17 protein-coding genes are annotated in these 25,982 nt (G+C 41.5%); 13 read left to right on the top strand and 4 right to left on the bottom strand.

The features are described 5' to 3' along the window. Positions 1-12: 12 nt before the first annotated feature. Positions 13-1,245, bottom strand: coding sequence for an alpha/beta hydrolase-fold protein (locus tag BLS28_RS13550; RefSeq protein ID WP_091167831.1), 1,233 nt, complete (start codon positions 1,243-1,245; stop codon positions 13-15). A gap of 175 nt (positions 1,246-1,420) precedes the next feature. Here BLS28_RS13550 and BLS28_RS13545 point away from each other — a divergent pair, with 175 nt between their 5' ends. From BLS28_RS13545 to BLS28_RS13535, 3 genes are all read left to right on the top strand, one after another. Further along, complete coding sequence (locus BLS28_RS13545) at positions 1,421-2,119, top strand: hypothetical protein (protein WP_091167829.1); 699 nt, start codon at positions 1,421-1,423, stop codon at positions 2,117-2,119. Between the two features lie 103 nt (positions 2,120-2,222). Continuing rightward, entirely contained in the window at positions 2,223-3,764 is a 1,542-nt protein-coding gene (locus tag BLS28_RS13540) for an MFS transporter (protein ID WP_091167827.1), read from the top strand. A gap of 129 nt (positions 3,765-3,893) precedes the next feature. Continuing rightward, positions 3,894-4,475 (top strand): hypothetical protein, encoded by a 582-nt coding sequence (locus BLS28_RS13535; RefSeq protein ID WP_091167825.1) that lies wholly within the window; start codon positions 3,894-3,896, stop codon positions 4,473-4,475. A gap of 103 nt (positions 4,476-4,578) precedes the next feature. Here the strand turns inward: BLS28_RS13535 and BLS28_RS13530 are convergent, their stop codons facing one another. After that, on the bottom strand, positions 4,579-5,349 hold the full coding sequence (locus tag BLS28_RS13530) for a DNA-formamidopyrimidine glycosylase family protein (protein WP_091167823.1): 771 nt from the start codon (positions 5,347-5,349) through the stop codon (positions 4,579-4,581). Positions 5,350-5,394: 45 nt separating this feature from the next. Beyond that, the gene (locus tag BLS28_RS13525) at positions 5,395-6,450 is read right to left on the bottom strand and encodes a winged helix DNA-binding domain-containing protein (RefSeq protein WP_091167821.1); all 1,056 of its coding nucleotides are present in this window, start codon (positions 6,448-6,450) and stop codon (positions 5,395-5,397) included. Positions 6,451-6,577: 127 nt separating this feature from the next. Between BLS28_RS13525 and BLS28_RS13520 the strand changes: the two genes are divergently transcribed. Together BLS28_RS13520 and BLS28_RS30810 are read left to right on the top strand one after the other, a co-directional pair. After that, complete coding sequence (locus BLS28_RS13520) at positions 6,578-6,880, top strand: hypothetical protein (RefSeq protein ID WP_091167818.1); 303 nt, start codon at positions 6,578-6,580, stop codon at positions 6,878-6,880. 20 nt (positions 6,881-6,900) lie between these two features. Continuing rightward, positions 6,901-7,047, top strand: a complete 147-nt coding sequence (locus tag BLS28_RS30810; protein WP_176844450.1) for a glycine zipper domain-containing protein — start codon at positions 6,901-6,903, stop codon at positions 7,045-7,047. Between the two features lie 57 nt (positions 7,048-7,104). Here the strand turns inward: BLS28_RS30810 and BLS28_RS13515 are convergent, their stop codons facing one another. After that, positions 7,105-8,733 (bottom strand): gliding motility protein RemB, encoded by a 1,629-nt coding sequence (locus BLS28_RS13515; protein WP_256337418.1) that lies wholly within the window; start codon positions 8,731-8,733, stop codon positions 7,105-7,107. 360 nt (positions 8,734-9,093) lie between these two features. Here BLS28_RS13515 and BLS28_RS13510 point away from each other — a divergent pair, with 360 nt between their 5' ends. The 8 genes from BLS28_RS13510 (at position 9,094) to BLS28_RS13475 (ending at position 25,973) form a co-directional block, all read left to right on the top strand. Then, positions 9,094-12,117 carry a DUF2723 domain-containing protein gene (locus BLS28_RS13510; protein ID WP_091167815.1) on the top strand — a complete coding sequence of 1,008 codons (3,024 nt, stop codon included), beginning with the start codon at positions 9,094-9,096 and terminating at the stop codon, positions 12,115-12,117. Positions 12,118-12,301: 184 nt separating this feature from the next. Further along, entirely contained in the window at positions 12,302-12,661 is a 360-nt protein-coding gene (locus BLS28_RS13505) for an endonuclease domain-containing protein (RefSeq protein WP_091167812.1), read from the top strand. A gap of 228 nt (positions 12,662-12,889) precedes the next feature. Then, positions 12,890-15,451: a DUF3857 domain-containing protein gene (locus BLS28_RS13500; RefSeq protein WP_091167810.1), complete on the top strand. Its 2,562-nt coding sequence runs from the start codon at positions 12,890-12,892 to the stop codon at positions 15,449-15,451. Positions 15,452-15,729: 278 nt separating this feature from the next. Beyond that, complete coding sequence (locus BLS28_RS13495) at positions 15,730-16,971, top strand: Pycsar system effector family protein (protein ID WP_091167807.1); 1,242 nt, start codon at positions 15,730-15,732, stop codon at positions 16,969-16,971. A gap of 36 nt (positions 16,972-17,007) precedes the next feature. After that, the gene (gene ppk1, locus BLS28_RS13490; protein ID WP_091167805.1) at positions 17,008-19,053 is read left to right on the top strand and encodes a polyphosphate kinase 1; all 2,046 of its coding nucleotides are present in this window, start codon (positions 17,008-17,010) and stop codon (positions 19,051-19,053) included. After that, positions 19,040-19,936, top strand: a complete 897-nt coding sequence (locus BLS28_RS13485; protein ID WP_256337417.1) for an SdiA-regulated domain-containing protein — start codon at positions 19,040-19,042, stop codon at positions 19,934-19,936. The genes ppk1 and BLS28_RS13485 overlap by 14 nt, the downstream gene beginning before the upstream one ends. Before the next feature lie 51 nt (positions 19,937-19,987). Beyond that, positions 19,988-23,593: a BamA/TamA family outer membrane protein gene (locus BLS28_RS13480; protein ID WP_091167802.1), complete on the top strand. Its 3,606-nt coding sequence runs from the start codon at positions 19,988-19,990 to the stop codon at positions 23,591-23,593. 22 nt (positions 23,594-23,615) lie between these two features. Further along, positions 23,616-25,973 carry a GAF domain-containing protein gene (locus BLS28_RS13475; RefSeq protein ID WP_143020754.1) on the top strand — a complete coding sequence of 786 codons (2,358 nt, stop codon included), beginning with the start codon at positions 23,616-23,618 and terminating at the stop codon, positions 25,971-25,973. The last annotated feature ends 9 nt before the right edge of the window (positions 25,974-25,982 follow it).

Here is a 25,982-nt window from a genome sequence, read left to right as displayed (position 1 = left end):
CCTCCAAATCTCTTACTTCTCTGCCTGCACCTTATCCAGCTTATCCATGATCTCTTTGGTATACTTTATTGATAAAGCTTTCTTAAAATACTTTTCGGCATTTGCTTTATCCCCACGGGCTAAAAAGCAATCGCCCATACTGTCATAAACGTTGAAGTTTTTCGGGTAATTATCTATGTTGACCTGGAAGAACATAGCCGCTTTTTCATAATCTTTTTGTTGCAAAAACGCGTAGCCTATGCCATTCATCTCCGGCTCGGGAGGGCGTACGGTGTAACCCATTTCAGCGGACATCATTTTGTAATGGGTATCTATCATTTGTCTTAGCTGCACGGCATTATACTGTTTATCAAAATATTGGTTATAAGGCTGGTTTCGCGGAAAGCGGTTGTTTTTGAAAATAAACCGTAAGGCATCATATTCAGCATTGAACGAAACTGAATTATGATCGTCATCGGGATAATATTTTTTAGCCCATTGCAGATTGTTGGTTTTATTGACAGAAAGATCATCAGCCAGTTTCATGATCGACCGGATATGATGTGATATTTCGGCCGTGTCCTTTTTTACTTGTATAGTATCCATTCCCGCATTCATCGTATTGGCAAAACCGAGGAAAAGCTTTTTACCGCCAAAATTCTTTTGTTTAAGGATAATGGTTGCTTGTTTAAGTAAATTATCGTTGTCATAAAACATGCTCGGATCTATAGCTACATAGGCATTAAAAACATGTGTATGTTTTAATAATAAATGGATCACCGTTAATCCTCCCAACGAATGACCGATCATGGTGCGATAGGGAGCAGTTGGATATGCTTTGTCGATATATGGAATTAGTTCTTTTTCCATAAAGGCGGCAAAGTTTTCCCCTCCACCTGATGACTTGTACATAGCGCTGCTGGTAGGCGTAAGGTCTCGTGTACGGTGTCCGGATGTATTCAAAATACCAACTATAATCATTTGCGGCAGCACCGTATTGCCTGCAGTTGCGCTAAGTTCTTTGATCATAGTAACCAGCGACATGAAATGATCATCGGCATCTAAAACGTACAAAACCGGAAATTCCGGTTTTGAAAAGTAGTTGGTATCATATCCTGGCGTATAAACCCAAAGTGGTCGTTTCTCTTTCAGGATGTTGGAATAAATGGTATCCACCCTGCCCAAAACTATAGGTTGCTGCAGCGGCTGCGCCTTCAACAGGTATGCAATGGTGAGATGAATCAGTATCAGGATAAGCTTTTTCATGTGGCTGTTGATTTATGATTCAATGGTACAGCAACAATATGACCTTCAGAATTAAATGTGACGAATGTTGTCGTTGGTGTGACGGAAATAATTTGGAGCTTGTTTTCGTTTTAAAGAAGGACTGAAAACATGTTTTGGCAAGTTTTTGTTAGTTGTTACAATCATTCATAAAATCATGGCCGTGCTCAATACCTATAATACTGCCCGTAAAAAGAACGGCTTAACAAAGTTTGAGACGTTGATCTTCGGATTAATGATCGTGTTCAATATAGGGGCTATCATACTCTTCTTTATTGATAAAGGATATTTTGAGATGATATACAATCGCTATGGCGGTTTTATAGGATACTTCACGGTATTGTTGTTACTTGTAATTTTTATAGTGTCGGCAGTATATATTGTAAGGCTTTCGCGCTACCGCAGCATCCAGTTTTGTGTGGTTTTAATTTTAACCGGGATAGCAAGCCTGTTTTTCATCACCGAAAAAATGAGCAGTTTACCTGACCTTTTTCATCTGTCAACCCATTCGCTTTTTAAATCCAACACCGCAATGTTGGGGGCAAATGCAAATGGAATAATTAAAATTAATGAGACCGGAAAAATTGTGCTCTATTGGATTTTGATAGCCGCAAGTGCTTTTTACTTTTTGATATTGCCGTTTATATATCGGAGTAATTTTAGGGCTAAACGCTTTATTGATAGAATCGGAATTCCTATCCCGCACCGCAACCATGTTATCGCAATAATTATATTAACCATTTTGATAATGCTATTTTCGGCAGTAAATGAGTCGGAAGTTTTACCACTTGATTTTGCTGCAATATTTTTGCTGATCCTGCTTTGCCCGGAAAACATCGGTGTTTTCAGGCGATAGTCATATTTTTTTGCAACACTTTAAATTGTTTTTTTAGGCTCAGTTTAATCCGATCATTTACTGCAACTTTGTAATAAACCTTTCAATTACAACCTTATAAAATATGGCTACAGTTTCATTGGGCAGCCCGGCAGGCAAATGGATCATGGTTTCGGCTATACTGGCTTCGGCCATGGCATTTATTGATGGTACAGCACTTAATGTGGTGCTGCCGGCATTACAACAAAGCCTTGATGCCAAAGGAGCTGATCTCTTTTGGATCCTGAACGCTTACCTGTTGATGCTTGCCTCGCTTATTTTAATAGGCGGCTCGCTTGGCGATAAACTGGGGCGGAAGAAGGTCTTCATGATAGGGATCTTTATTTTTATAACCGGATCAGCCCTTTGCGGGCTTTCACCAGGTGTTTTTTATCTCATTGTTTTTCGGATCATACAGGGTATAGGAGGAGCACTGATGATTCCGGGGAGCCTTTCGCTTATTTCATCATCCATCGATGCAAAAGAAAGGGGCAAGGCTATCGGAACATGGTCGGCCATTACCACGGTAGTTACAGTGGGCGGCCCGGTATTGGGTGGCGCCTTAGCCGATGCCGGTTTATGGCGGTACATATTCTTTATTAATATACCCATAGGGATAGTAGCTTTACTCATCCTGTGGCGCAAGGTTGCCGAAAGTAAGGATGATAATACCGATCAAACCATTGATTTTCCCGGGGCTATTTCTATTGCATCAGGGCTTGCTTTGCTAACATTTGGTTTTCTGCGGATGCCGGCGGTTGGTTTTAATAGCTGGCAGGTTTATGGATCATTAGCCCTGGGCTTATTATTGCTCATTGTTTTTATTTGGATAGAAGGTACAAGCAAACATCCCATGATGCCGCTAAACCTGTTTAGTAATAAAACCTTTAGCGGGATAAACCTGCTTACATTTTTTCTGTACGCGGGTTTGGGTGGCGGTATGCTGTTCATGTCACTAAACATGGTGCAGGTGCAGGGGTATAGCCAGTTGCAATCTGGGTTAACATTTTTACCTTTCACTGTGCTCATGATCTCCATTGCGCGTTATGCAGGAGCTATTGCCGATAAAAAAGGCCCGCGTTTATTGCTCATAATCGGTCCGGCTTTGGCGGGAGCCGGGTTACTGATATTGTCGTTCATTAAACAAACTGCAGGCCCTTCCGATTATTGGACAAGCTTTTTTCCCGGTGTGCTTGTTTTTGGCTTCGGCATGTCATTAACAGTAGCGCCGCTTACGGCAACGGTAATGGGATCGGTAAGTGATCATTTTTCGGGTACAGCGTCGGGCATTAATAATGCTATGACCCGGATTGCCAATGTTTTTGCCAATGCCATTTTTGGTGCCCTGGCGGTTTTATTTTTTTCGGGAGCGATGCAGGGGGAGTTGAAGAAGTTATCCCTTAAAGAAAAAGATAAAAAGACAGTTATGGAACAATCGGCCAACTTAGGTAATGCTAAAGTGCCCGCCGGTATCGACGGATCCAACAAAAAGGCAGTCGAGATTGCGTATCACAATGGATTTATTTCGGCTTATGGCAATATTATGCGGATCTGCGCCGGCCTGGGTTTTTTGGGCGCCCTGATGTCGGCTGTTTTTATCAGGAACAGTGCTGTTAAGAAGGAATGACGTTGCCTGATTGCAGAGGCGTGTGATGAATCTCTACAGGGATCCGCTATGAAAAATTTTCAGATCGAGGTTGCAACCATTTGTTTATCGCCATCGTCTACCTTATAAATTCATCCAAAACTTATTGTTATGTTCAAATCGATATTCTCCCGAAATTTTGCAAAACTCGTTGCCTTATGTTTTTTATGCTTCGTTGCCGTTAGCGTATCCGCCCAGGATAAAACCAAAACGATAGGCAACAAACCCCGAAGCGGCTCATCCAATAATACCTTTGATGCTGTTAAAGGTGCGCAGGTTGGTATTGAAATGAATGCTGGTAAAAAACAGGTACAATTACTTACGCTGCACTTTCATACTCAAAACCGGTCAAGCGATAGCATCCCTTTTAAAGTAAATGTTTACCAAATGGCCGGGAAGTTTCCAAATGAAGCTAATTTGGTTAAAGACGAAATAAAAGGCTACATTAAAAAATACGACAATGTGGAAAACCATCAATTAACCACCGTCGACTTATCGCCGTACAATGTTAAAGTGGCCGGTGATATTGTGGTTTCTATTGAATTTTTGACAACCAAAACCAACTCCAACGTTGGATTTGCCTGCGGCTTATTTAACGGCGGTACCTTCCATAAGGATGGTGAAACCCAACCCTGGAAGAAGATTCCGATTGTTGGTGTTGATTTTAATGTACTGGTGAAAAAGTTGAAGTAGATGCCCCTCTAAATCTTCTCTAAAGGGGAGCCTTTTGAGCATTGCGCTCATTAAACGAGCGCAGCAAAATACGCTAAATACTCTTCTTTAAACCCTGCGAGATTTACTCGAACAATTCCTGCTCGTCAGTATAATATGTTTTCCGCGATGCTTCGTTAATTATGATCGCGGCGCCTGTTGGGCTGTGTTTTTTCTTTGAATTGTGAATATCCATGAAATCACGAACTTCACCGTTAATGATGTCGGGGTTTGATTTAAGGATATTTTTTTCTGCATCTTCCAATACCGATTTTATTGCCTTAACCAGGTCTTTCAGTTTGGCCTCCGGTATTTTACTGCTTACGGAGAACGGAGAAATGCGGGCGTGCCATAAAATCTCATCGGCGTACGCATTGCCGACGCCTCTCATAATCTTTTGATCAAGCAGAACAGTTTTAATATTGGTTTTTGTTTTTGCCAGGCGCTTTCTCAAATACTCGGCATCGGCATCAAGCGCGTCGGGTACGTCCTTTTTTTCGGGGTTGAGGGTAGGCATCGCTATCCCCTGGAAATCGGTAAGTACTAATCCGCTGCCATCATCAAAGTGCAGCTCGATGATGCTGTACTTGTTGTCGTTCTTGGTATCGAACAAAAACAGTTTACCGTGCAACATTAGGTGCAGACCCAGTACATTGCCCTTGCTAAATTTAATATGCAGTTCCTTCCCTTCGCGATATACTTTTTCGAGCTTTTGCCCGCTTAATACCTCGTTTAATTCGTGTACGCTAACATTTAGTTTTTTAGCGTTAGGTACTTCTATTTTTTTAACGGTTTTACCTGCAAGTATTTTTTGCAGGTTATGGCTAAAAGCCTGCAGATCGGGTAGTTCGGGCATAATATCTTGTTTTTATAAGTAACTTGTTGATGTAGTTAATGTTTGTTATCCGATACCATTAAACTTTTTAAAACGTTGTATGGCGCTTTCAATAGACTGGTTTTGAGCCTTATTGAGTTTGTTAAATGGTTTGAGCTCAATATCAATATTCTTTTTGCCCATATTCCGGCTCCAGTTGCCAACCACCTGGTTATTGACCATTATAGTTGGGAAAAAAGTAATAGCCCCCATTTTATCCCGAAACCCGGCCGGTATCATGGCATCGCGATTTTTATAAGCTATAATTAACTCATCGTAAACTGGCAGGAGATAGGCTCCGGATTTTTTCGCGGCACCAAAATCCCGATCGGCCCCCATCCAATACATAACTCCGCCAATGGTGATATTACTTAGCAGGGTTTTGTTTATTTCAATCCCGGTTTTAGCATCAGCAACGGTAAGGCCGCTCCAATGTACAAAATCATTTACGGTAGCGGGGCCGTGACTTTTAAAATACCGCAAAACCAGTCTGGTTACCGCTTCGTCACGAGATATGGCTGGTGTTACAGGTGCCCGTTCGTCGAGCAGAGCATAGGTGAACTGTTTGCCCTGCCTTGCCCCGCTGCAAATTAATTGCTCCAGTTCCGCTTTCATTAATAATATGGTAAGCCTGAAATCGTCGGTAGCTATGTTTGCCTGATTTAGCGCAGCGGCAATTTCTGTACGGGTTAGCTGTTTGCCGCCCTGCAGGGCTTTTGTAAATACGTCAAAGCTTTTATTAAAAATTGCATCGGTAACCTCCTGTTTTTTATACATGGCGGCATTGCCTGCGTTGATTCTTGGAGCAGTAAGGCTAAGCATCCAGCGGATATCCTGAGGTAATACAAAATGCCAGGTTGGTCTTAGTACATGGGTGCGCAATATAGTTCCGGTTGTTATAGCCTTTTCTACCATTTTATCCGCAGGTGATAACATCCGTAAACCAATTGCCCATTTTGCATGCGTGTATTCCTGCGCCTGCATGGCGCACATATATCCAACCACATCTTCAGGTTTTTTAAATTTATCGTGATTAAGATGCTGGTTATAAACCCGCAGGCTGGCAATATCAGGCTTGGTCATATTGATGCTTTTGAATGCTGTTCAAAATAAATATATGGTTATGACAGCAGTTTGTCAGTAGGGTAGAAATAAAAAGTTTCTTTTGTAATTTGGGCTTTCTTTTATAATAAATGAAAAACTATTTCTTTTGTGCTGTATAACTGCTGTTATCATTGTTTGTGTAGTTGCACGGGTAACAAAGTATAATCAGTTTCACGATGCCGAAATTAACGGTAAGCTGGAATCTGTTTATCGCTACAGAGACTATGTTATGATTTCCGTTAATAGCGAAGAATTTCGTATCATTCCTGTTTCATTAAGCACAACGGCCAACTTCGATGAGGTTGCTAAGGTTGGTGATACTATATCAAAAATGGCTGGCAGTGACAAGTTCAATTTGATACATGAGGAAGATGAAGTGTTTTTGTACACCGTTAGAAAATACTGGTAAATTAAATTTTGATATCGATTTTGAACAGGATAGATCTTAATTATTTTGCCGGTGGGCTGGTGGTTGGCACAGCTATTGGTTTGGCTTTGCATAGCCTTGCTGTGGGTATAGCAATTGGTGTAGCCGTCGGGGTATCTGTAGGCTCAAGAAAAAAGAAAAGGGAGTAAAGATTCTCTGGTTTATAGCCTTACAAAGGTTTTAAACTTCGTAAGGCTTTTTATCGATTAAAAATCGTGATATAAATTTCTGAATGAGCTTCTTATTCCGAAGGTGATCATGGTGTTTTTTGAATCTTTCTGATCGTTTTTTTCCTGGCGGTACAATGCGCCAAGTTCCAGGCGTAAATTATACTTTGGGTTAAGTATGTAAGCAACAGTTCCTTCACCATAATAAAGCTGTGTACTTATACCCTGGCCTATGGTAGTTGTAGTATTTGCCGAAGGTATAAAAGGCTTGATAATTATTTTGCCGTTATTTTCAGCCTTTGTGGCATCAAGTCCATATTTGGCATAATTAAGTTGCCCCTGGAAATCAAACCGGCCAACCGAATAATTCAAAATGCCCAAAAGCTCCCTGAAGTTTGCTCCGTAAGGATGGGCCAGAGGATCGCCGTAAAACGAATAACTGCTTAATGACTGCTGGTTACTGTAAGTGTATGGCTTAACAGTGTTATATTCAAATAGATAGTTTAACCTTTTAACTTTAAAAATATCTGCGCCACGGATACCCAGTTGCCAGCCGTTGGTGTTATCGGTACTGTTGCCCGAAAAGAAATCGCTGCCCTTGAACCTGTCGAACATGATCTGTCCGTACAGCGCAGCTTTATCAAAGATCTTGTATTTGGCATTAAAACCTAAAAACACATTGTCCTTTTGATAACCACCCGGACCCAGCGAGCTTGCAAATAAAATTGGGTTCACAAAATTGGCGTCAAAGCCTGCCCGATTACCTTGGTTATCAGCTTCGGGAGCTATCAGGGCGTTAAACATACCGAATGAGGCGCGTTTGGTTATATTCCAGTCAATATAATGGAATAAAGCCCATTTGCGGCGGTTACTTCCAAAACTGTCAAATTTTTGTGCAACATTATTGAGGTCTTCAATATAGGCCCACGCTACCATATAACGTACAGGGCCAAGGTCCGCTGTAAGCCTGAGAAGCGGCATATTGGCTGCAAAGTCAGATAAGAGCACCGACCGGTACCCGTCACCAATAAACATTTTATCCTCGCCTAAAGTAATATTTAGTTTTTTTGTTACTGAATAGGAGAGTATTGCAGTTACGTACGACCAATCTTGTGAGTTGCGCGGTTGGCCTGTATACTTCCTGGCATATGCCTGGCCGGGTATAAAACCATTGGTATTGACATAGTTGTTATAATACGATACAAACTTGGCCGAATTTTCAAAACCGCTTGTGTAAAATGAAAATTTGCTGCCCACTGTTCCCCCAATTTGATAGCCACGTACATTTAAGTTGGTCGAATTGCTGTTAGTGAAATCCCTGCCGGCTTGCAGATCAGTAATATAGTCGGCATAAAAGGTATATTCTTTTGCTTTTACGTCAAAAAGGTGTTCATTAAATAATTTACGCCCGCCCCAGGTTTTGCGGTCTTTAACACCAACATTCATTACCGAATCATAGGTATGCAGAATGGTGCTATCAATTAAAAAAGGCCGTAGTGAAGTATGAACCGAGCTTTTTATAGAATAAATATCCGAATTGAACTTTTGGTACAACTGGTATGAATTAGGTAAATAAACTGATTGTGCCTTGCCTAACTGTGATGTGAATAAGGCAATTATGGCTATGATAAGTGTTTTTCGAAAACTTAAGGAGTAGAGTTTTTGCATTACAACAAAATAAGTATTAATTGTTCTAAGTTAAAAATTTCATTGGTAAATAAGGATATATACATACATGCCCCGCAGGTTGTTTCTGATATATTAAAATTATGCAAATTGATTTGGACATTGATACTTGGTTAACCGGTCATAATCATTGAATTAATTATTCAATAAAGCAGGTTTATAGTTATTAAATAAATAGATTGAAATATGCCTGTTCGTGGAGATTGGTAAATAAAATTTCTTTAATCCAAGTACTTCAAAAAGTTAATTAATGTTAAATTTTGTCACGTGCAGGTGTTTTTTTTTAATAAGTTATAAAAATCATGATATTTGCCGCGCTATTAAATCAATTGATATTATTAAATGCAGTACAAAAAAATCAATAACCTGTTAGGCTGGCTTTGTTTCGTTATAGCCTCAATAACCTATATTTTAACATTGGAGCCGTCTGTAAGCTTTTGGGATTGCGGCGAATTTATTTCATGTGCCTACCGTTTACAGGTAGCCCACCAGCCTGGTTACCCGGTTTTTGCCATGATAGGCAAGGTTTTGTCGTTATTGTCATTTGGCGATAACACTAAAGTGCCTTTCTTTACTAATATGGGGTCGGCATTGGCCAGCGGTGCAACTATTATGTTTTTATTTTGGACAATTACTGCTTTTGCCAAAAAACTGATGGTTGAAAAACGTGATGAGGCTATCGACGGTTATAAATTATATGTAATTATGGGGGCCGGCCTTGTTGGTGCCCTGGCCTTCACGTATACCGATACGTTTTGGTTTTCGGCTGTCGAAACCATTGTATTTGCCCTGTCATCACTATGTACTGCTATTGTATTTTGGGCAATTCTTAAATGGGATGAGCATGCAGATGAACCCGGTGCTGATAAATGGATTGTTTTTATAGCGTATGTTATCGGTTTATCCATAGGGATCCACCTGTTAAACCTGTTGACTATACCGGCCATCGCAATGGTTTACTATTTCCGCCGAACCAAAAATATTACCGTTGGCAATAGCATCCTTACTTTTTTGGCAGGGGTAGTGATTCTTGGCCTGGTACAATATGGCATCAGGGGATATACCATTAAGTTTGCGGCTTATTTCGACCTTTTCTTTGTCAATTCCTTAGGAATGGGCTTTGGTACCGGAGCTTTCTTTTTCATCCTGCTGATAGTTGTTGCCCTGGTATTGGGGATCATGTACAGTATCCGCAAAAAGAAACCTGTATTAAACCTGGCTTTACTTTGCGTTGCATTTATATACTTTGGATATGGCTCATTCGCTTATATCCCTATTCGTGCAACTGCTAATACTAATTTAAATAACTCACATCCAGATAACGCTTTTACGCTTTACGGTTACCTTAACCGTATCCAGTACGGTGAAGTACCTTTGCTAACCGGCCCTATGTATGATTCGCAGGTTACCGATCAAAAACAGGGGAGTATCATTTACCGCAAAGGCAAAACCAAATATGAAAATGCAGGTCGTAAAACAGATTATGTTTATGACCATACCACAGCATTGCCACGTATGTACAGCACCGACGCTAACGATGTGCAGTTTTACAAACAATGGCTGAGGATCCCTGAAGGGCAGGCCCCAACTATGGGCGATAACCTGAAATGGATGTTTAGCTGGCAAATGTACCAGATGTACTGGCGTTACTTTTTCTGGAACTTTGTTGGCCGTTATAACGATGCTGACGGACAAACCAGCACCGAAGGTATTGACGGCAACTGGACAACCGGTTTGTTTGACGGTGGCAAACATTTACCAAAATCAGTAACTGCGGCTACTACTTATACTCCGCTATACGCCCTGCCATTAATAATTGGTTTAATAGGTTTGTTTTTCCACGTTAACCGCCGCAGTAAAGATGCGTTGATTGTTGGCTTGCTATTTTTCTTCACTGGTTTGGCCATTGTGTTATATGTAAACCAGGCATCAGTGCAGCCGCGCGAGCGTGATTACTCATACGTAGGCTCGTTTTATGCCTTTGCCATATGGATAGGGCTCGGCGTAATTGCTATTGCTGAATTTGGCCGCAAATATATCGACGCTAAAATGGCCGCTATCGGTTCAACCGTTATAGGCCTTTTGGTTTGCCCGGTACTTTTAGCAGCCAAAGAGTGGAAAGATCATGACCGCTCAACCAAAATGACGCCGCATGATATGGCCTACAACTATCTTATTTCATGCCCGCCAAATGCTATTTTGTTTACTTATGGCGATAATGATACGTACTCATTGTGGTACGATCAGGAAGTTGAAGGTATCCGCCCGGATGTGCGCATTGTAAACTTAAGCCTGTTTACCGGCGACTGGTATATCCGCCAGATGCAGAAAAAGATGAACAGTTCTGAGCCGCTTCCTATCACTATGCCTTTTGATAAATATAAAGAAGGGGTGAGGGACGTTATTTATTTTAACGATCAGAAACTACCTGGATATCAGGATATTAAAGAAGTGTTTGATTTTATTACTTCTGATGATAAGGCTACGCAGGTACAATATCAAAGCGGCGACTATGGCAACTACCTGCCGACCAAAAATCTGAAAGTTACGGTTAACCCTGATGAGGTAGTTGCCAACGGCGTAGTAAAAGCCGATCAGAAAGATAAGCTGGCAACCGCCATGGAATGGAAGTATACATCAAACTATGTAACCAAAGAGAATTTGGCCATGTTTGATATTTTGGCGCATAACCACTGGAAGCGCCCTATCTGCTTTACTACTACCATTGGTAACGAAAACCTGATAGGTTTACAGCCTTACCTTTACAAAGAGGGCTTTACTTATCACCTAATACCGTTTAAACCGGATACAGCTTTACATGATCAGTTGAGCAAAACCAATACTGATGTAATGTATGATAACGTGATGAACAAGTTTAAATTCGGCAAGTTTAAAACCGCCAAATACCTTGATCATGAGTCGACCTCGATGTTTTACCCCGTTATGGTAACTACATTCCTTGACTTGGCTCAAAACCTTGTTCAGGAAGGTAAAAACGATAAAGCGTTAAAAGTAGTTCAGAAATATGATGCTGAGCTGCCTGATATTTACCCGTATGTAGATGTTGCCGGTCGCAAATTGTATTTAACCCAATTGGCTTATCAGCTTCATGACGTGGTGTTGGGTAACAAATTGGCAGGCAATATCGACAATTACCTTACCGATCAGTTGGATTATAATGCCTACCTGCTAAGCCAGGATGTTAATAGCATTAACGGGCGCGATGTACAAATAGGCATGCAAGTGTTGAACGGACTGTTGCAGTTTACCAAAGACAACCATCAAACCGCTCTTGCTACCAAATTTGAAAACCAGTTAAAGGCTTACGAATCAAAATTCCGTGCTGTATTAGGCGGAGGGCAATAGTAATTCTTGATAATATTTATTGGCAAAGCCATCCCGGTTTCGGGGTGGCTTTGTTGGTTTAATAGTTTACTCACCCCGACATCGCTGCGCTTGTCACCCCTCTCTACGCAAGCGTAAAGAGGGGACGAGAAATTTTAATTTTGAATTTAAGTAATATCTTTACTCATCCTATCACCTTATCAAAATGAGCAGTATTATTGATTTTTGCAGAGAATTAAGACAGCGGGAAACTGTAACTGAAAAAAAGCTTTGGTTTGAATTAAGAAACAGAAAGTTAGCCGGCAAAAAATTCCTTAGGCAACACCCTCTTTGTGTACAATCATATTTTGGAAAAAGTTTATACTATATCCTCGATTTCTATTGTCATGAAGCAAAATTAGTTATCGAAGCAGATGGGGCAATCCATTTGTATAAAAAAGAATATGACAAAAATCGCTATAAAGTGTTATCTGATTTAGGATTAGAAATACTGCGTTTTGAAAACGATGAAATAATAAGCAACATAAATGAAGTGTTGAATAAGATCGTTTTACACCTGCATTAATCCCATAAAACCATGAAGTCCTGAGAGTCTTTAAATCCCCTCTATACGCGAAGCGTAGAGAGGGGTGGCGAGCGGAGCAACGCCGGGGTGAGTCAATCCTTCGCGCAGTCACCCTGCCGTTTAATACGTTTATTATCCCATATAACCCCACAGTTAAATATTAAAATAGTTACATTAAATTGATCTGAATTTCTTTATTTTCAGAGCCTGTATACAAAAGCTTTTAAAATGCGTTTTACGTTTTTCCTTTGTTTGGTGATGTTGTTTTGGTGCAGCGGGACTGCTTTTGGCGATACACCATCGGTGCATATTTCGGGCAGGCCAACATGGCTTAGTGTGTTAAAGCCTTATAATCAAAAACCTTCCTCGCGTGCTATTGAACGCGGTTTTTATTATGCGCTTATCGAAGAGCAGGTGCAGGTTGAAAAACAGGCCGACTATAATCATATTATCCGCGAAATAGTATCCGAAACCGGCATTCAGAATGCATCGCAGATCTCTGTTAGTTTTGATCCTGCTTATGAGCGGCTCGACTTTCATGATATCACCGTTTGGCGCGATGGTAAACCATTAAACCGCTTAAAAACTTCGGCCTTTAAGGTATTGGCCGATGAGCAGGATCTTTCTAATTTTATTTACCAGGGAAGTTTTTCTGCCTTATGTATTTTGGATGATATCCGTAAAGGCGACCGGATTGAATATTCATATACCATTACGGGCCGTAACCCTATATTGAACGGTAAATTTTGTTCAAATATGTATGTTCAGTGGTATACGCCCATTGCACATCATTATACGGCTATTATTGCATCATCTCAGCGCAAGCTGAACTTTAAAACTTTTAATACGGTACCTAAGCCTGTCATTAGCGAAGCGAACGGCTTAAAACGTTACGAGTATGAAGGTTTCCAGGTACCGCCGGCGCACGATGATGATAGTCAGCCATCGTGGTATAACGAACGCGGTTTTATCCAGGTAAGTGAGTTTGCAAGCTGGCCCGAAGTTGTTAATTGGGCCTTAAGTATAAACCCGCCGGCAGTAAATATCAAGGGTGAGCTTGGCGAGCGGATTGCGACGCTAAAAAAGGATGCAGGTAATAACAAGGAAAAATATTTCAGGGAAGCAGTACGTACGGTGCAGCAGGAAGTGCGTTACATGGGCATTGAAATAGGCGAGTATTCGCACCGCGCAAATAACCCCGAAAAAGTATTTAAACAACGTTATGGCGATTGCAAGGATAAGTCATTGTTGCTGGTATCGATGCTGAAGGCAGGAGGGATTGACGCTTCGATGGTTTTGGTGAATGCCGATATGAACGGACATGTTGAGCAATACATACCTACAGCATATGCTTTTAACCATGCCGTGGTAACTGCCAACGTAAACGGAAAACAGGTTTGGGTTGACGCCACTATGGATAACCAGGGCGGTGAGAGCACGGATATTTACTTTCCGCGTTATGACAAAGGATTGGTATTGAAGCCAGGAAGCGACGCACTCACCACTATTCCGCCATCAAAAGGCGGTAAAGTTATCGGAGAGGATGTTTACACAGTAAGGGATGGAAAATCACCGGTACTCTTCACCGTAAAAACCACCTACACCGGCGATGAAGCTGATTATATGCGGGGTAAACTGGAGTCATCGGGGATGGCCGAAACAGAAAAGAGCTATCTCGATTATTATGCAAAGATCTATAATAAAATAGAAGTTAAGGATTCGATTATCGTAAAGGATGATTTGAAAGCCAATAAGCTTACTACCATAGAAACTTATAAAATAGCCGACTTCTTTAAGAAAGATTCTACCAGCGACAAACTTACCGCCGATCTGTTTGCCAATTTTATTTACAACCAGTTTCCCTCAATAACCGGTCGCATAAAAACGCCGGTATCTCTTACCTACCCTTACGATGCCAGTTATGCTATTAAGGTGGTTTTGCCAGGCGGCTGGAATATTAATGAAGATCATGATTCCATTAAGCGGGACTACTATCACTATGAATCGGATTTCACTGCTGCTGGCGATACTTTATCGCTTAACTACAAGCTATCCTTTTTGAGTGACTATGTGCCTGTAAACAAACTCGATGAGTTTAAGGGAGATATTAAAAAACTTAATAATACCAGCTTGGGCTACAGTTTTTCTTATACGCCGCAGGGAGTTGCTAAGCCATCAACTACAAATAGTACATTAGTTTTGGTTGTATTGCTTTTGACGGTTGGTCTTGTTTTATTGGGTGTATGGTTTTATCAAAGAGAAACGCCGGGGATTGTGTTTGCTTACGGATCGACCTTTGTGCCGATAGGAGGGTGGCTTATATTAATCGCAATAGGCTTAGCCGCTACAGCTTTGGTGACAGGTTCAAATATGGTTACAGGCGATTATTTTAGCCTCCACACCTGGAATGTGTACCATGGCAACCAACATGAGTTTAATTTCAGGTCGCTGGTTGTTATAGAGGCAATTGGTAATATTACATTAATGGTTTACGCCCTTTTTTGCCTGGTGTTGCTGTTAAATAGGCGCGATATACTGCCTGTATGTATTACCGGTTATTTTGCTTTTGGCTTCGTTTTTTTCCTGACGGATTATATTTTGGCTGCCAGTATCAGCAGTAAACTTGCAGAAACAGCACTTAGTCCATTTTTACGATCAATAGTTACAGCGGCCATCTGGATCCCTTATTTCAAAAAATCGTCGCGTGTGCAGGAAACTTTCATTGTGCCATATCCGCCTTATAATTATAGTTACGAGAGGCCCGGAGTTGCCGAAGAACCAGTATCTTAAATTGTCGGGTAGTTAAGGGCCATTTATAATTGGTTTTTGTTTTTAATTGACAGAAATTTTTGACATTCCACGAAATATCGCCATATGATTGAGATTGGTTGAATTTATGATGTTGAAAATCAATAGTATATTGGGATGGTATGCGTTTTGTAAATATAAAGGCAACCATTTTCTTGTCTTTTGCGCAAACAATGCCCGATAAATGATGTTCTCCCCCCGGCATAGCTGCAAATAGGCATTTTAAAAAAATTGATTTACTTTTAACAACAAAAACTACGATGAAATTTCAACCGCTGTTAGAACAGGTAAAACAGTACGCTATATCCTATTTTGACGTACATCATGATCCCGATTTAATTTATCATAACCTGAGGCATACTAAAGATGTTGTTGCAGCGGCCACCCAGATAGCCAACCACTACCAGTTAAGTGATGAAGATTTTTTTGTGGTGATCTCTGCATCCTGGTTTCACGATACCGGATATTTTACTGATAAAAAGGATCACGAATCAAAAAGTGTTGCGCTGGCTACACATTTCCTTAAACAGCATAAAGTTGAGCAGCCTGTTATTGATAAAGTATCCGGCTGTATTTTAGCTACTAAAATGCCGCAAAACCCTGCCGACTTATTGCAACAGATCATTTGCGATGCAGATTTGTTTCATTTAGGTACAGATGATTTCCGCGATAAAAATAAGCTGTTACGCAAAGAGATGGAAGCCATCAAGAAACATGATATTGATAAGGACGAATGGCGCAGCTACAACATCGAGTTTTTACAGGGGCATGAGTATTATACAGATTACTGTCGCCTGCTGCTTAACGATCAGAAACAAAGAAATCTTCAAAAGCTAATTGAAAAACAAGCTGATGTTGAAGTAAAAGAAACCCCGGCCATGATCACTACAGAAACAGATCGTGAAGCCATTATTACCGTTGAAAAAGAAAAGGATAAAGACCACGATGACGATCACGGCGGTAAAAAACATAAGAATGACAGGCCAGATCGCGGGATCGAAACCATGTTCAGGATCAGCTCCAGCAATCATCAGCGTTTAAGTGATATGGCCGATAATAAGGCCCATATCATGATCACGGTTAACTCCATCATTCTTTCGGCAATTATCAGTTTGGTGCTGCGTAAACTTGATGAGCATTCTAATTTGTTGATCCCAACGTTTATGCTCTTGTCGGTTAGTTTGGCTACTATGATCTTCTCCATACTTTCAACCCGTCCGTCAATCCCACCGGGTTTGTTTACCCCCGAGGATATCAATAAGAAAACAGTTAACCTGTTGTTCTTCGGTAACTTCTACCGCATGTCATACCAGGATTACAGCGATGGTATGGAGAAAATGATGGAAGACCGGGAGTTTCTTTACGGTAGCTTAATCCGTGATAATTATTCGCAGGGTGTTGTGCTTGGCAAAAAATACAGGCTGCTCAGGGCATCGTACAATATATTCATGTTTGGCCTTATTGTATCGGTAGTAGCATTCATTATATCTTCGTTATTGTAGGCGGTCGGGGTACTGCCAAAAACAAAATCTGCACCTATGGAATACTCATTTTTCGACAGGGACCTGAGCTGGTTACTTTTCAATGAACGCATATTGATGGAGGCCGAAAGCGAAGAACTCCCCGTAATGGAAAGGGTAAATTTTCTTGCTATATTTTCATCCAACCTCGACGAATTTTATCGCGTGCGGATGCCGGTGGTAATGGCACTGCACAAGCTTAACCTGCTTAATAAAGTCGATGAAAGCGAGGATGTACTATATAAAGCCCAGCAACTGGTAGAAGCTCAGCAAAATCGCTTTGGGAAGGTTTTTACAGGCAGGCTTATTCCGTTGTTAAAAGAAAATAATGTAAACCTGCTGTTCAATGAGCCTATTCCGGCTTCTATAGCAGATAGAGTGAGCGACTATTTTTACAGCCAGGTACTTGCCTTTTTGCAACCTATTGACCTGGTAGGCGGTAAAAAACAATTCTTCCCCGAAAATAACCGGCTATACTTTTTAGTGAACCTTGGTTTGGATAAGAAGAAGGAAAGGTCAGTGATCCTCAACATTCCCTCAAACCAGTTACCGCGGTTTTTTAGTGTTAATGAAGGAGGTAAACAATACATCATTTTCCTGGATGATATTGTGCGGTATAATCTGGACAAGATCTTTAAAACCGAAGAAATAAAAGGCTGTTACAGCTTCAAAATAACCCGCGATGCTGAGCTTGAGCTTAAAGATGACTATGATGGCGACGTTCAGGAGCAGATTGAAAAACAATTGCTAAAACGTGACCTGGGTTTGGCAACACGCTTTTTGCACCAGCCAGGGATTCCGTTGCGCATATTGCATTTGGTTGAAGATAAACTGGGTGTACTGGGATCAAGTGTTGTTGAAGGCGGCTTTTACCATAACCTTAAAGATTTAATGGGTTTGCCGGTAGGTATCCCATCTTTAAAATATACTAAATGGCCGCCATTGGCGAACAGGCAGATCAGCGCGGACGAATCTATATTTGATTACATTGATAAAGGTGATTGTATTTTTCACGCACCTTATCAATCCTATAACTCTATTCTCCGGTTTTTTAATGAGGCAGCTATCGATGAAAGTGTTGAGGAAATTTCTGTAACGCTTTACCGCGTAGCCAGCGATTCGCGGATTGTAAATGCACTGATCAGCGCTGCTCAGAGTGGTAAAAAGGTGCGCGTGTTGGTTGAGCTCAAGGCCCGGTTTGATGAAGCCAACAATATCAAATGGGCTAAAAAGCTAAAGGCGGCCGGTGCCGATATAATTTACAGCGATAAAGCTATAAAGGTACATGCCAAAGTAGGGCTTGTAAAGCGCTTTGTTGATGGCCGTGTTAAATATGCCGGACTTTTAGCAACCGGTAATTTTAACGAAAGTACTGCTGCCTTTTATACAGATCATATAATGATGACGGCCAATCCGCAATTGCTGCGAGAAATGGACCTGCTGTTTATCTACCTTGCTAAAAAAGCAAAATCGGCCGAGGGATATGATATTGATTTTGAACACCTGCTGGTGGCTCAATTTAATTTGCAATCAAAGTTTATTGAGCTTATAGACAGGGAAATTGAGCAGGCCCGTAAAGGGAAGCCGGCGGGGATCACCATAAAACTCAATAACCTGGAAGAGCGGGTGCTGATTGGCAAACTCTACGAAGCGTCGCAGGCAGGGGTGAAGATCAGGATGATTGTACGTAGCATTTGCTGCCTTATACCCGGGGTGCCGGGTATGAGCGAAAACATCACCATAAGACGTATAGTTGATCGTTACCTGGAGCACGGACGTATTTTTATATTTCATAACAGCGGTGACCAGGAGGTTTTCATGGGCTCGGCCGATTGGATGAACCGTAATATTTACCGCCGTATCGAGGTGTGTTTTCCGGTTTATGATGAGCGCATCAGGAACGAGGTAATTGCCATGCTTGATATTCAACTGGCCGATAATGTGCAGGCTGTAAAATTAAATGAACAATTGCAAAACATAAGGGTTGATAAAACTGAACCGCCGGTACAATCGCAGCGGGCCATTTATGAACTTTTACAGCAAAAAAAATATGACGGGGTTTAAAAAACAAGGTGCTAAACGAGCAATGACCCTTTATGTAGCCGGCATGCTTGCCGTGGCCGTAGTTTTTTTGATCATCTCTTGTAAAAATAAAGAAAAGGCAATCCCTGCCAGTCCGACGGGATACGACCTTAATAATCCTGTTAAATATAAAATGCCCGAAGATCTCACCGAAATCTCAGGTTTTGCCTTTCACAATGGTAAAAATGATTCGGTTTATGCCGAGCAGGACGAAGAAGGCTTTTTGTTTAACCTGAAACTGGGCGATAAAAAAGCTAACTATACCAAGTTTGGCAAAAGCGGTGACTATGAGGATGTGGCCATTTGCCGTGAACAGGTGATCATGCTAAAAAGCGATGGTACGTTATTTACTTTTCCGTTTAACCAGGTTAGGACTAAAGAAGTAACCAACGTACAAAAAACTGAAGGCCAGTTACCCGAAGGTGAGTTTGAAGCTATGTGTGCCGATGAAAAAAACGGTTTGGTTTATGTGTTGTGCAAGCATTGTGCTGATGAAAAAACATCCCAAAGCAGCACCGGCTATATTTTGAAAATCCAGGCAGACGGTACCCTGAAACAGACCGGCAGTTTTGCAATAGATGTTAGGGAAATTGAGCGGTTGGCTGATAAAAAGCGTGTACCGTTTCGCCCTTCGGCAATAGCAAAAAATACATTTACCAATGAGTGGTATATCCTTTCGTCGGTAAATAAAATGCTGGTAGTTGCCGATGCTAACTGGAAAGTGAAAAATGTTTATCCTTTAAGTGTTACCATATTCGGACAGCCCGAAGGTATGGCATTTGATAACCAGCGCAACCTGTATATCTCAAACGAGGGCGATCAGTTAAGTGCTGGCAATATATTGAAATTCAGCTTTAAGAAATAGTGCTTTGAAGCACAAATAGTGCAAATACTACATACATCTCAACCAAACCTCATGATTAAAAAACTACCCTTGTTGTTTGTTTTACTATTGGGCACGCTAAAAACACAGGCCCAGGATTCGGTACAGTACAGGATGATTTTAATTGGCGACGCCGGCGAAATAGACATGCAGCAAAGTGCCGTTTTAAAACATGCGGCAGCCAATGTGCTTAAAAATAAAACTTCGGTATTTTATCTGGGAGATAATATTTATCCACGGGGGATAGGATTGCCGGGTAGCCCGGAAGAAGCCGAAACCCAAAAGATCCTGCAATCGCAATACCAGCCTATGCGGGCTGCCGGTGCGCCTGTGTACTTTATACCCGGTAATCATGACTGGGATAAAATGGGCCCGCTTGGTTTAGCCAAAATAAAACGACAGTGGGAGTACCTTAATCAGCAGGGTGATAAACTGCTTAAAATGGTGCCTGAAAATGGCTGCCCTGATCCAGTTGAGATTAACCTGACAAAGGATCTTACAGTAATAGCATTCGATAGCGAATGGTGGCTATATCCATTCAATAAAAGTAACCCCGGCGCCGAGTGCGATTGCAAAAACAAAGATGACATTGCCGATAAGATCAAGCTGATATTTGAGCGAAACAAAGATAAGGTTATCATCCTGGCATCGCATCATCCATTCCAGAGTTATGGTACACATGGTGGATATTTTTCGCTTAAAGATCATATTTTCCCGCTTACCGTAGCCAATAAAGACCTTTGGGTACCGTTGCCTGTTATCGGTTCGCTTTACCCGTTTTTACGCTCTGCATTTTCAAACCCCGAAGATTTGGGGCATCCCTTGTATAAAGACATGATCAGAAAGGTTGATGCTGTTTTTGGCAGTTTTCCAAACCTTATCCATGTGGCGGGTCATGAGCATGGGCTGCAATTCATCAAAAGCAGACAGTTGCAGGTGGTTAGCGGCGCAGGTGCCAAGCAAACCTATGCTATTAAAGGTAAATACTCCCTTTTTGCTGATGCTACTCAAGGCTATGTAACTGCCGATCTGTTAATAGATAAACGGATGCGCTTTACCTATTACATCGACAGTGATAAAGGAGTTAAGCAGGTGTTTACTTATACACAACCTTATACATCGGTGAAAAATATTCCGGATATGCTGCATACGCCTATCAAGGCAGATAGCATCATGGTTAGGGTGCACCCCAAATATGACAGCGTAAGCAATTTTCACCGCCGCTGGTTTGGTGAAAACTACCGCAAAGAGTGGGCTGCCGAAACCAAACTTCCTGTGATCAGGCTGTCGGAAATTCATGGCGGATTAAAGGCTGAAAGCATTGGCGGTGGTTTCCAGACACATTCGCTTCGTTTAATTGATAAGGATGGGAAGGAATGGGTGCTGCGTAGTGTGGAGAAACAACCTGAAAAGATCCTGCCCGATGAATTCCAGGAAACCTTTGCCAAAGATTGGGTTAATGATGCCATGAGCGCCCAGCATCCGTTTTCGGCGTTAATAGTACCACCGCTGGCCACCGCCGCTCGCGTTCCCCATGCCAACCCGATAATCGGTGTGGTATCGGCTGATCCGGTTTTAGGGCAATATGCTAATATTTTTGCCAATAAAGTTTGTTTGCTTGAAGAACGCGAACCAGGCGGCAAATCAGACAATACCGTGAAGATGATTGGTAAAATGCTGGAGGACAATGATAATACCGTAGACAGCGAGGAGTTTTTACGCGCCCGCCTGCTCGATTTGCTCATCGGCGACTGGGACAGGCATGGTGACCAGTGGCGCTGGCGCGATGAGGATAAAGGGAAAGGTAAATTTTATACTGCCGTTCCGCGCGACCGCGATCAGGTTTTTTACACCAACCAGGGAGTATTGCCAACCATAGCAGCGCAGCCATGGATTGCGCCGAACCTGCAGGGCTTTAGCGGTGAGATCTACAGCGTAAAATATTCCTTATGGAAAACCATGTTCATGCAACGATGGCCATCGGTACAATACAGTCATGAACAATGGACAAAAATTGTAAAAGATTTTGTTGCGGCAGAAACTGATGAGGTACTGGAAGCCGGTTTAAGGCGTCTGCCCGAATCATCGTACAAATTAAGACATGATGTATTGCTGAAACAACTGAAGGAGCGTCGAGCCAATATCCCGGCCGAAATGGAGTATTACTACAAATTCATCAATAAAATAGTTGATATCCATACTTCAAATAAAAATGAGCTGGTAACGGTGGAAGATGAGCCTAATGGCAGCCTCAACGTGATCATCAATAAGATCAATAAAGATGGTGAGATTAAGGATACGCTCATGAACCAGAATTATCATCCTGATATTACCAAAGAGCTCCGCATTTATGTAAGCGGCGGTGATGATAAAGTAGTGCTTGATAATGCCACATCGCCAATTAAGCTGCGGTTTATTGATAGCACAGGCACCAAAACTTACAATATTGTAAAATCGCTTAACACGGTACAGCTTTATGACCGTGGCAAAAAGCTGACTATAACTGGCGATGAATCAAGGGTTAACAAACACATAAGTAAGGATAGCGCTAATACATCGTACTTAAGGGTTAACCTGATGAATGTGATAGCGCCGCTGGCTAATATCTCTTACAACCCGGATGAGGGCGTATTGCTTGGAGCAGGTTTTAAATATACTCACCAGGAGGGTTTTCAAAAACTGCCTTACAACGATGTGCAAACAGTGTTTGCCAGTCACTCGTTCACTACAAAGGCTTTTAAGATTAAATATAACGGCGAGTGGATCCACGCTTTTGGCAAAGCCGACTTTTTGATGGATGCCCAGCTTGACTTTCCGGATAATATCAATTTTTTTGGCCGTGGCAATGAAACACCATTTGTTAAAGTAGGCGATTATCGCAAATATTACCGTACCCGCTTTGATAATTTTACCTTTAGCCCAGCCTTTAGGTGGCGCAATGAATCGGGCACTTCTGTAACGGTAGGCCCTGCTTTTCAGTACTATAAATTAGATGTTGATGACAATATCGGCCGATTTATTACATATCCGTTACTCACAAACGCGCCCGACAGTTATACCTTTGACAAAACAAAAATGCATGCCGGTATTGTTGTTAACTTTACCAGTGATAAGCGCAACGATAAGGTGCTTCCGGCCTGGGGAAGTTTTGTAAATATTAAACTTCAGGAGTTTAATGGCTTAAATAATAACTCTACAAGTTTTGCCCAGCTTATGCCACAGGCTGCTTTGTACAAAAGCCTGAATGCCAAAAGCACCATTGTTTTGGCCGATAGGGTGGGCGGCGGCATTACCATCGGAAAAACCGCTTTTTATCAGTCGTTGTTTTTAGGCGGGCAGGATAACTTATTAGGCTACAGGTTATACAGGTTTGCCGGCCAGCATAGTTTTTATAATAACCTGGAGTTGAGGATAAAATTAACTGATTTTGCCAGTTATATAGTTCCAGGACAAATAGGGGTTTTAGGATTTTATGATATAGGCCGTGTTTGGGAAAACGGGCAAAGTTCAGATAAATGGCATAACGGCACCGGCGCAGGCTTTTACGTAGCACCGGCAAGACTCGCGGTTATCAAGATAATTGCAGGTTACTCTGAAGAAGGATGGTACCCTTATCTTTCAACAAGTTTCAGATTTTAAAGAGGGTAAAACTGTTATAAAAATGCACACAGAAGTACTCAATATAAGCAAAAACGAATGCACCATTTGTCAGGTTGAAACATGCCTGACATTTAACCCGTTCGTGGAGCATTTAAAAGAACGGATTGCTACCGAAAAGACGCTCAAAAGCGAGTTTTATCGCTATGTTTTGGAACGTTTTGAGCATGATATATGTATTGACCTGGATATGCGGCCCACGGACGCCGAAAAGTACCGGGAAATGCTGGAGCTCATTTACTCCATACTGACACCGCCAATAGCTAACGAAAAGGAATTTCACTGGGCGCTAAGTACACCGGTACCTGATAAGATATTTTTCAGTACTGAGGCTTTTTATGATTTCCATTCAAGTCATCATTCTAATTTATATGCGTTGAATGTATCCAAGAACGAAATGTTCAGTGATAGGCAAAAGCGGTTCATTTATAACCTGATTCTTGAGCGGATGTATGGCTTTTCGTCGGCAATTAAGAATGAATTGCTGTTTTCATACGAAGATCCTGAAACCGGTCTTTCAAGGTATTTTAATATCCAGACTGATGCCCGTTTCGTGGAGATTGAATTGAATGGCGAACTGCCTGAACTTAGTTTTGATACTATTGAACCGTATTTACATTCGCATACCAGCCTTGAGCTTATTGAAAAGGTAATACCGCTCAATATTTTTAAATTTAAGGGGTTTTCGATAATTACATTAACTGATGTAACGCTAACCCATGCGCTCGAAAATATTCGTACTGAGCTTGTTAACCATTCGGCAAATGAGGAGGAGCAATATGCGCACATCATCAGCTCGCTAAAATCCCTTGCCGAAAGCCCGGGCATTGAGTTTGGGTTGATGCCTTTTTTAACTATCAATAATGAGCCTATTTTTGATAACGACGAATGCTCCAGAAGTATCCTGCTTAAGGCCGCTAAAGATTTTAACCTTGCGGAAGAAACGTTTGACGCCATCATTGATGATTACAACCAAAACCCGAGGCCTATCTTTTTCAATTCCATTACCAACGAAAAAATAGGTAAATTCCCCTTTTTGCAGGTTTTGAAACAAGCCGGCATTAAATCTTACGGAATTTTCCCGGTGTACTACAATAAGAAAAATGTAGGCATCATGGAAGTATTTTCATATAAAGAGATTGTTTTTTACGAAAAACTGCTCTCGAAATTACAGGCTACTATCCCGCTGATTGCCCAATTGCTGCAAAACAGCATCGATCAGTTTGAGGCCCGCATTTCAAGTGTTATCAAAAATAAATTTACCTCGTTGCAACCGTCGGTTCAATGGAAGTTTAATGAAGTGGCCTGGAATTATCTTAAGGAAAAAAGAAAGAAGAAAAAGAGCCCCGAAATTGAAACAGTATCATTCAGCCATGTTTACCCTTTGTTCGGGGCTGTCGATATCCGCAATTCCACAGTTGAACGCAACAGCGCCCTGCAGGAGGATTTGAAAAATCTGCTCACCATACTTATTGAAACGCTCCAGGTTTTAAATGAAAATATTCATTTAAGCCTTACCGGCAAGTTGGTATCTAAATGCGAAGAGTGGCTCGAACGCATCAGCGGTTATATTACTACCAATGATGAATTGATGCTGGATACTTTCCTTCATAACGAGATTAATCCTTTCCTGGAGCATTTCAGAAATAATTACCCTGCCGAAAGGGAAACTATTGACAGGTATTTTAATGCCATGAATGAGGAAACCGGCGCTTCGTTTGAAAACAGGCGTAAGCTGGAAACCTCCATGCAGCTTATAAATACTTCTATCAACCAATACCTGGAGCAGGCTCAGACAGAAGTGCAGGAATCATTTCCCTGTTATTTTGAAAAATTCCGTACAGATGGGGTGGAATATGATATTTACATAGGGCAATCGATAGCGCCGCAACGCGTTTTCGATATGCTGTACCTTAAAAATATCCGTTTGTGGCAGTTACGGTCAATGGCCGAAATAGCCCGGATGACAAACGACCTTGGCGATCAGCTTTCACGTCCTTTGCAAACCACGCACTTGATATTTATTCACTCAAACGCTATAGATATCAGTTTCAGAAACGATGAAAGGCGTTTTGACGTTGAGGGGGCCTATAATATCCGTTACGAGGTGGTAAAAAAGCGGATTGATAAAGTTTTAATAGCAGGAACTTTTGAACGCCTTACCCAGCCTGGCAAAATAGCCATGGTATATTTTAACCCAACAGAAGCTGCTGAATATGACGAGTACATCAGGTACCTGCAAGGACAGGGTTACTTGCTTGATGACCTGGAATATCTTGAACTGGAAGAGTTACAGGGCGTTACAGGCTTAAAAGCGTTAAGGGTTGGAGTTAATTATCAATTGCCGTTATTAAATAGCTAAAAGCCTAAG

The sequence above is a fragment of the Mucilaginibacter gossypii genome, assembly GCF_900100945.1.
Classification (GTDB): domain Bacteria; phylum Bacteroidota; class Bacteroidia; order Sphingobacteriales; family Sphingobacteriaceae; genus Mucilaginibacter; species Mucilaginibacter gossypii.
This window is presented reverse-complemented; position numbering and strand designations above follow the sequence as displayed.

Coding starts and splice junctions, on each gene's coding strand:
- BLS28_RS13535 (WP_091167825.1), top strand. CDS start 3,894: ATGTTCAAATCGATATTCTCCCGAAATTTTGCAAAACTCGTTGCCTTA.
- BLS28_RS13530 (WP_091167823.1), bottom strand. CDS start 5,349: ATGCCCGAACTACCCGATCTGCAGGCTTTTAGCCATAACCTGCAAAAA.
- BLS28_RS13540 (WP_091167827.1), top strand. CDS start 2,223: ATGGCTACAGTTTCATTGGGCAGCCCGGCAGGCAAATGGATCATGGTT.
- BLS28_RS13480 (WP_091167802.1), top strand. CDS start 19,988: ATGATTAAAAAACTACCCTTGTTGTTTGTTTTACTATTGGGCACGCTA.
- ppk1 (WP_091167805.1), top strand. CDS start 17,008: ATGGAATACTCATTTTTCGACAGGGACCTGAGCTGGTTACTTTTCAAT.
- BLS28_RS13550 (WP_091167831.1), bottom strand. CDS start 1,245: ATGAAAAAGCTTATCCTGATACTGATTCATCTCACCATTGCATACCTG.
- BLS28_RS13525 (WP_091167821.1), bottom strand. CDS start 6,450: ATGACCAAGCCTGATATTGCCAGCCTGCGGGTTTATAACCAGCATCTT.
- BLS28_RS13500 (WP_091167810.1), top strand. CDS start 12,890: ATGCGTTTTACGTTTTTCCTTTGTTTGGTGATGTTGTTTTGGTGCAGC.
- BLS28_RS13475 (WP_143020754.1), top strand. CDS start 23,616: ATGCACACAGAAGTACTCAATATAAGCAAAAACGAATGCACCATTTGT.
- BLS28_RS13515 (WP_256337418.1), bottom strand. CDS start 8,733: ATGCAAAAACTCTACTCCTTAAGTTTTCGAAAAACACTTATCATAGCC.
- BLS28_RS13510 (WP_091167815.1), top strand. CDS start 9,094: ATGCAGTACAAAAAAATCAATAACCTGTTAGGCTGGCTTTGTTTCGTT.
- BLS28_RS13485 (WP_256337417.1), top strand. CDS start 19,040: ATGACGGGGTTTAAAAAACAAGGTGCTAAACGAGCAATGACCCTTTAT.
- BLS28_RS13545 (WP_091167829.1), top strand. CDS start 1,421: ATGGCCGTGCTCAATACCTATAATACTGCCCGTAAAAAGAACGGCTTA.
- BLS28_RS13495 (WP_091167807.1), top strand. CDS start 15,730: ATGAAATTTCAACCGCTGTTAGAACAGGTAAAACAGTACGCTATATCC.
- BLS28_RS13505 (WP_091167812.1), top strand. CDS start 12,302: ATGAGCAGTATTATTGATTTTTGCAGAGAATTAAGACAGCGGGAAACT.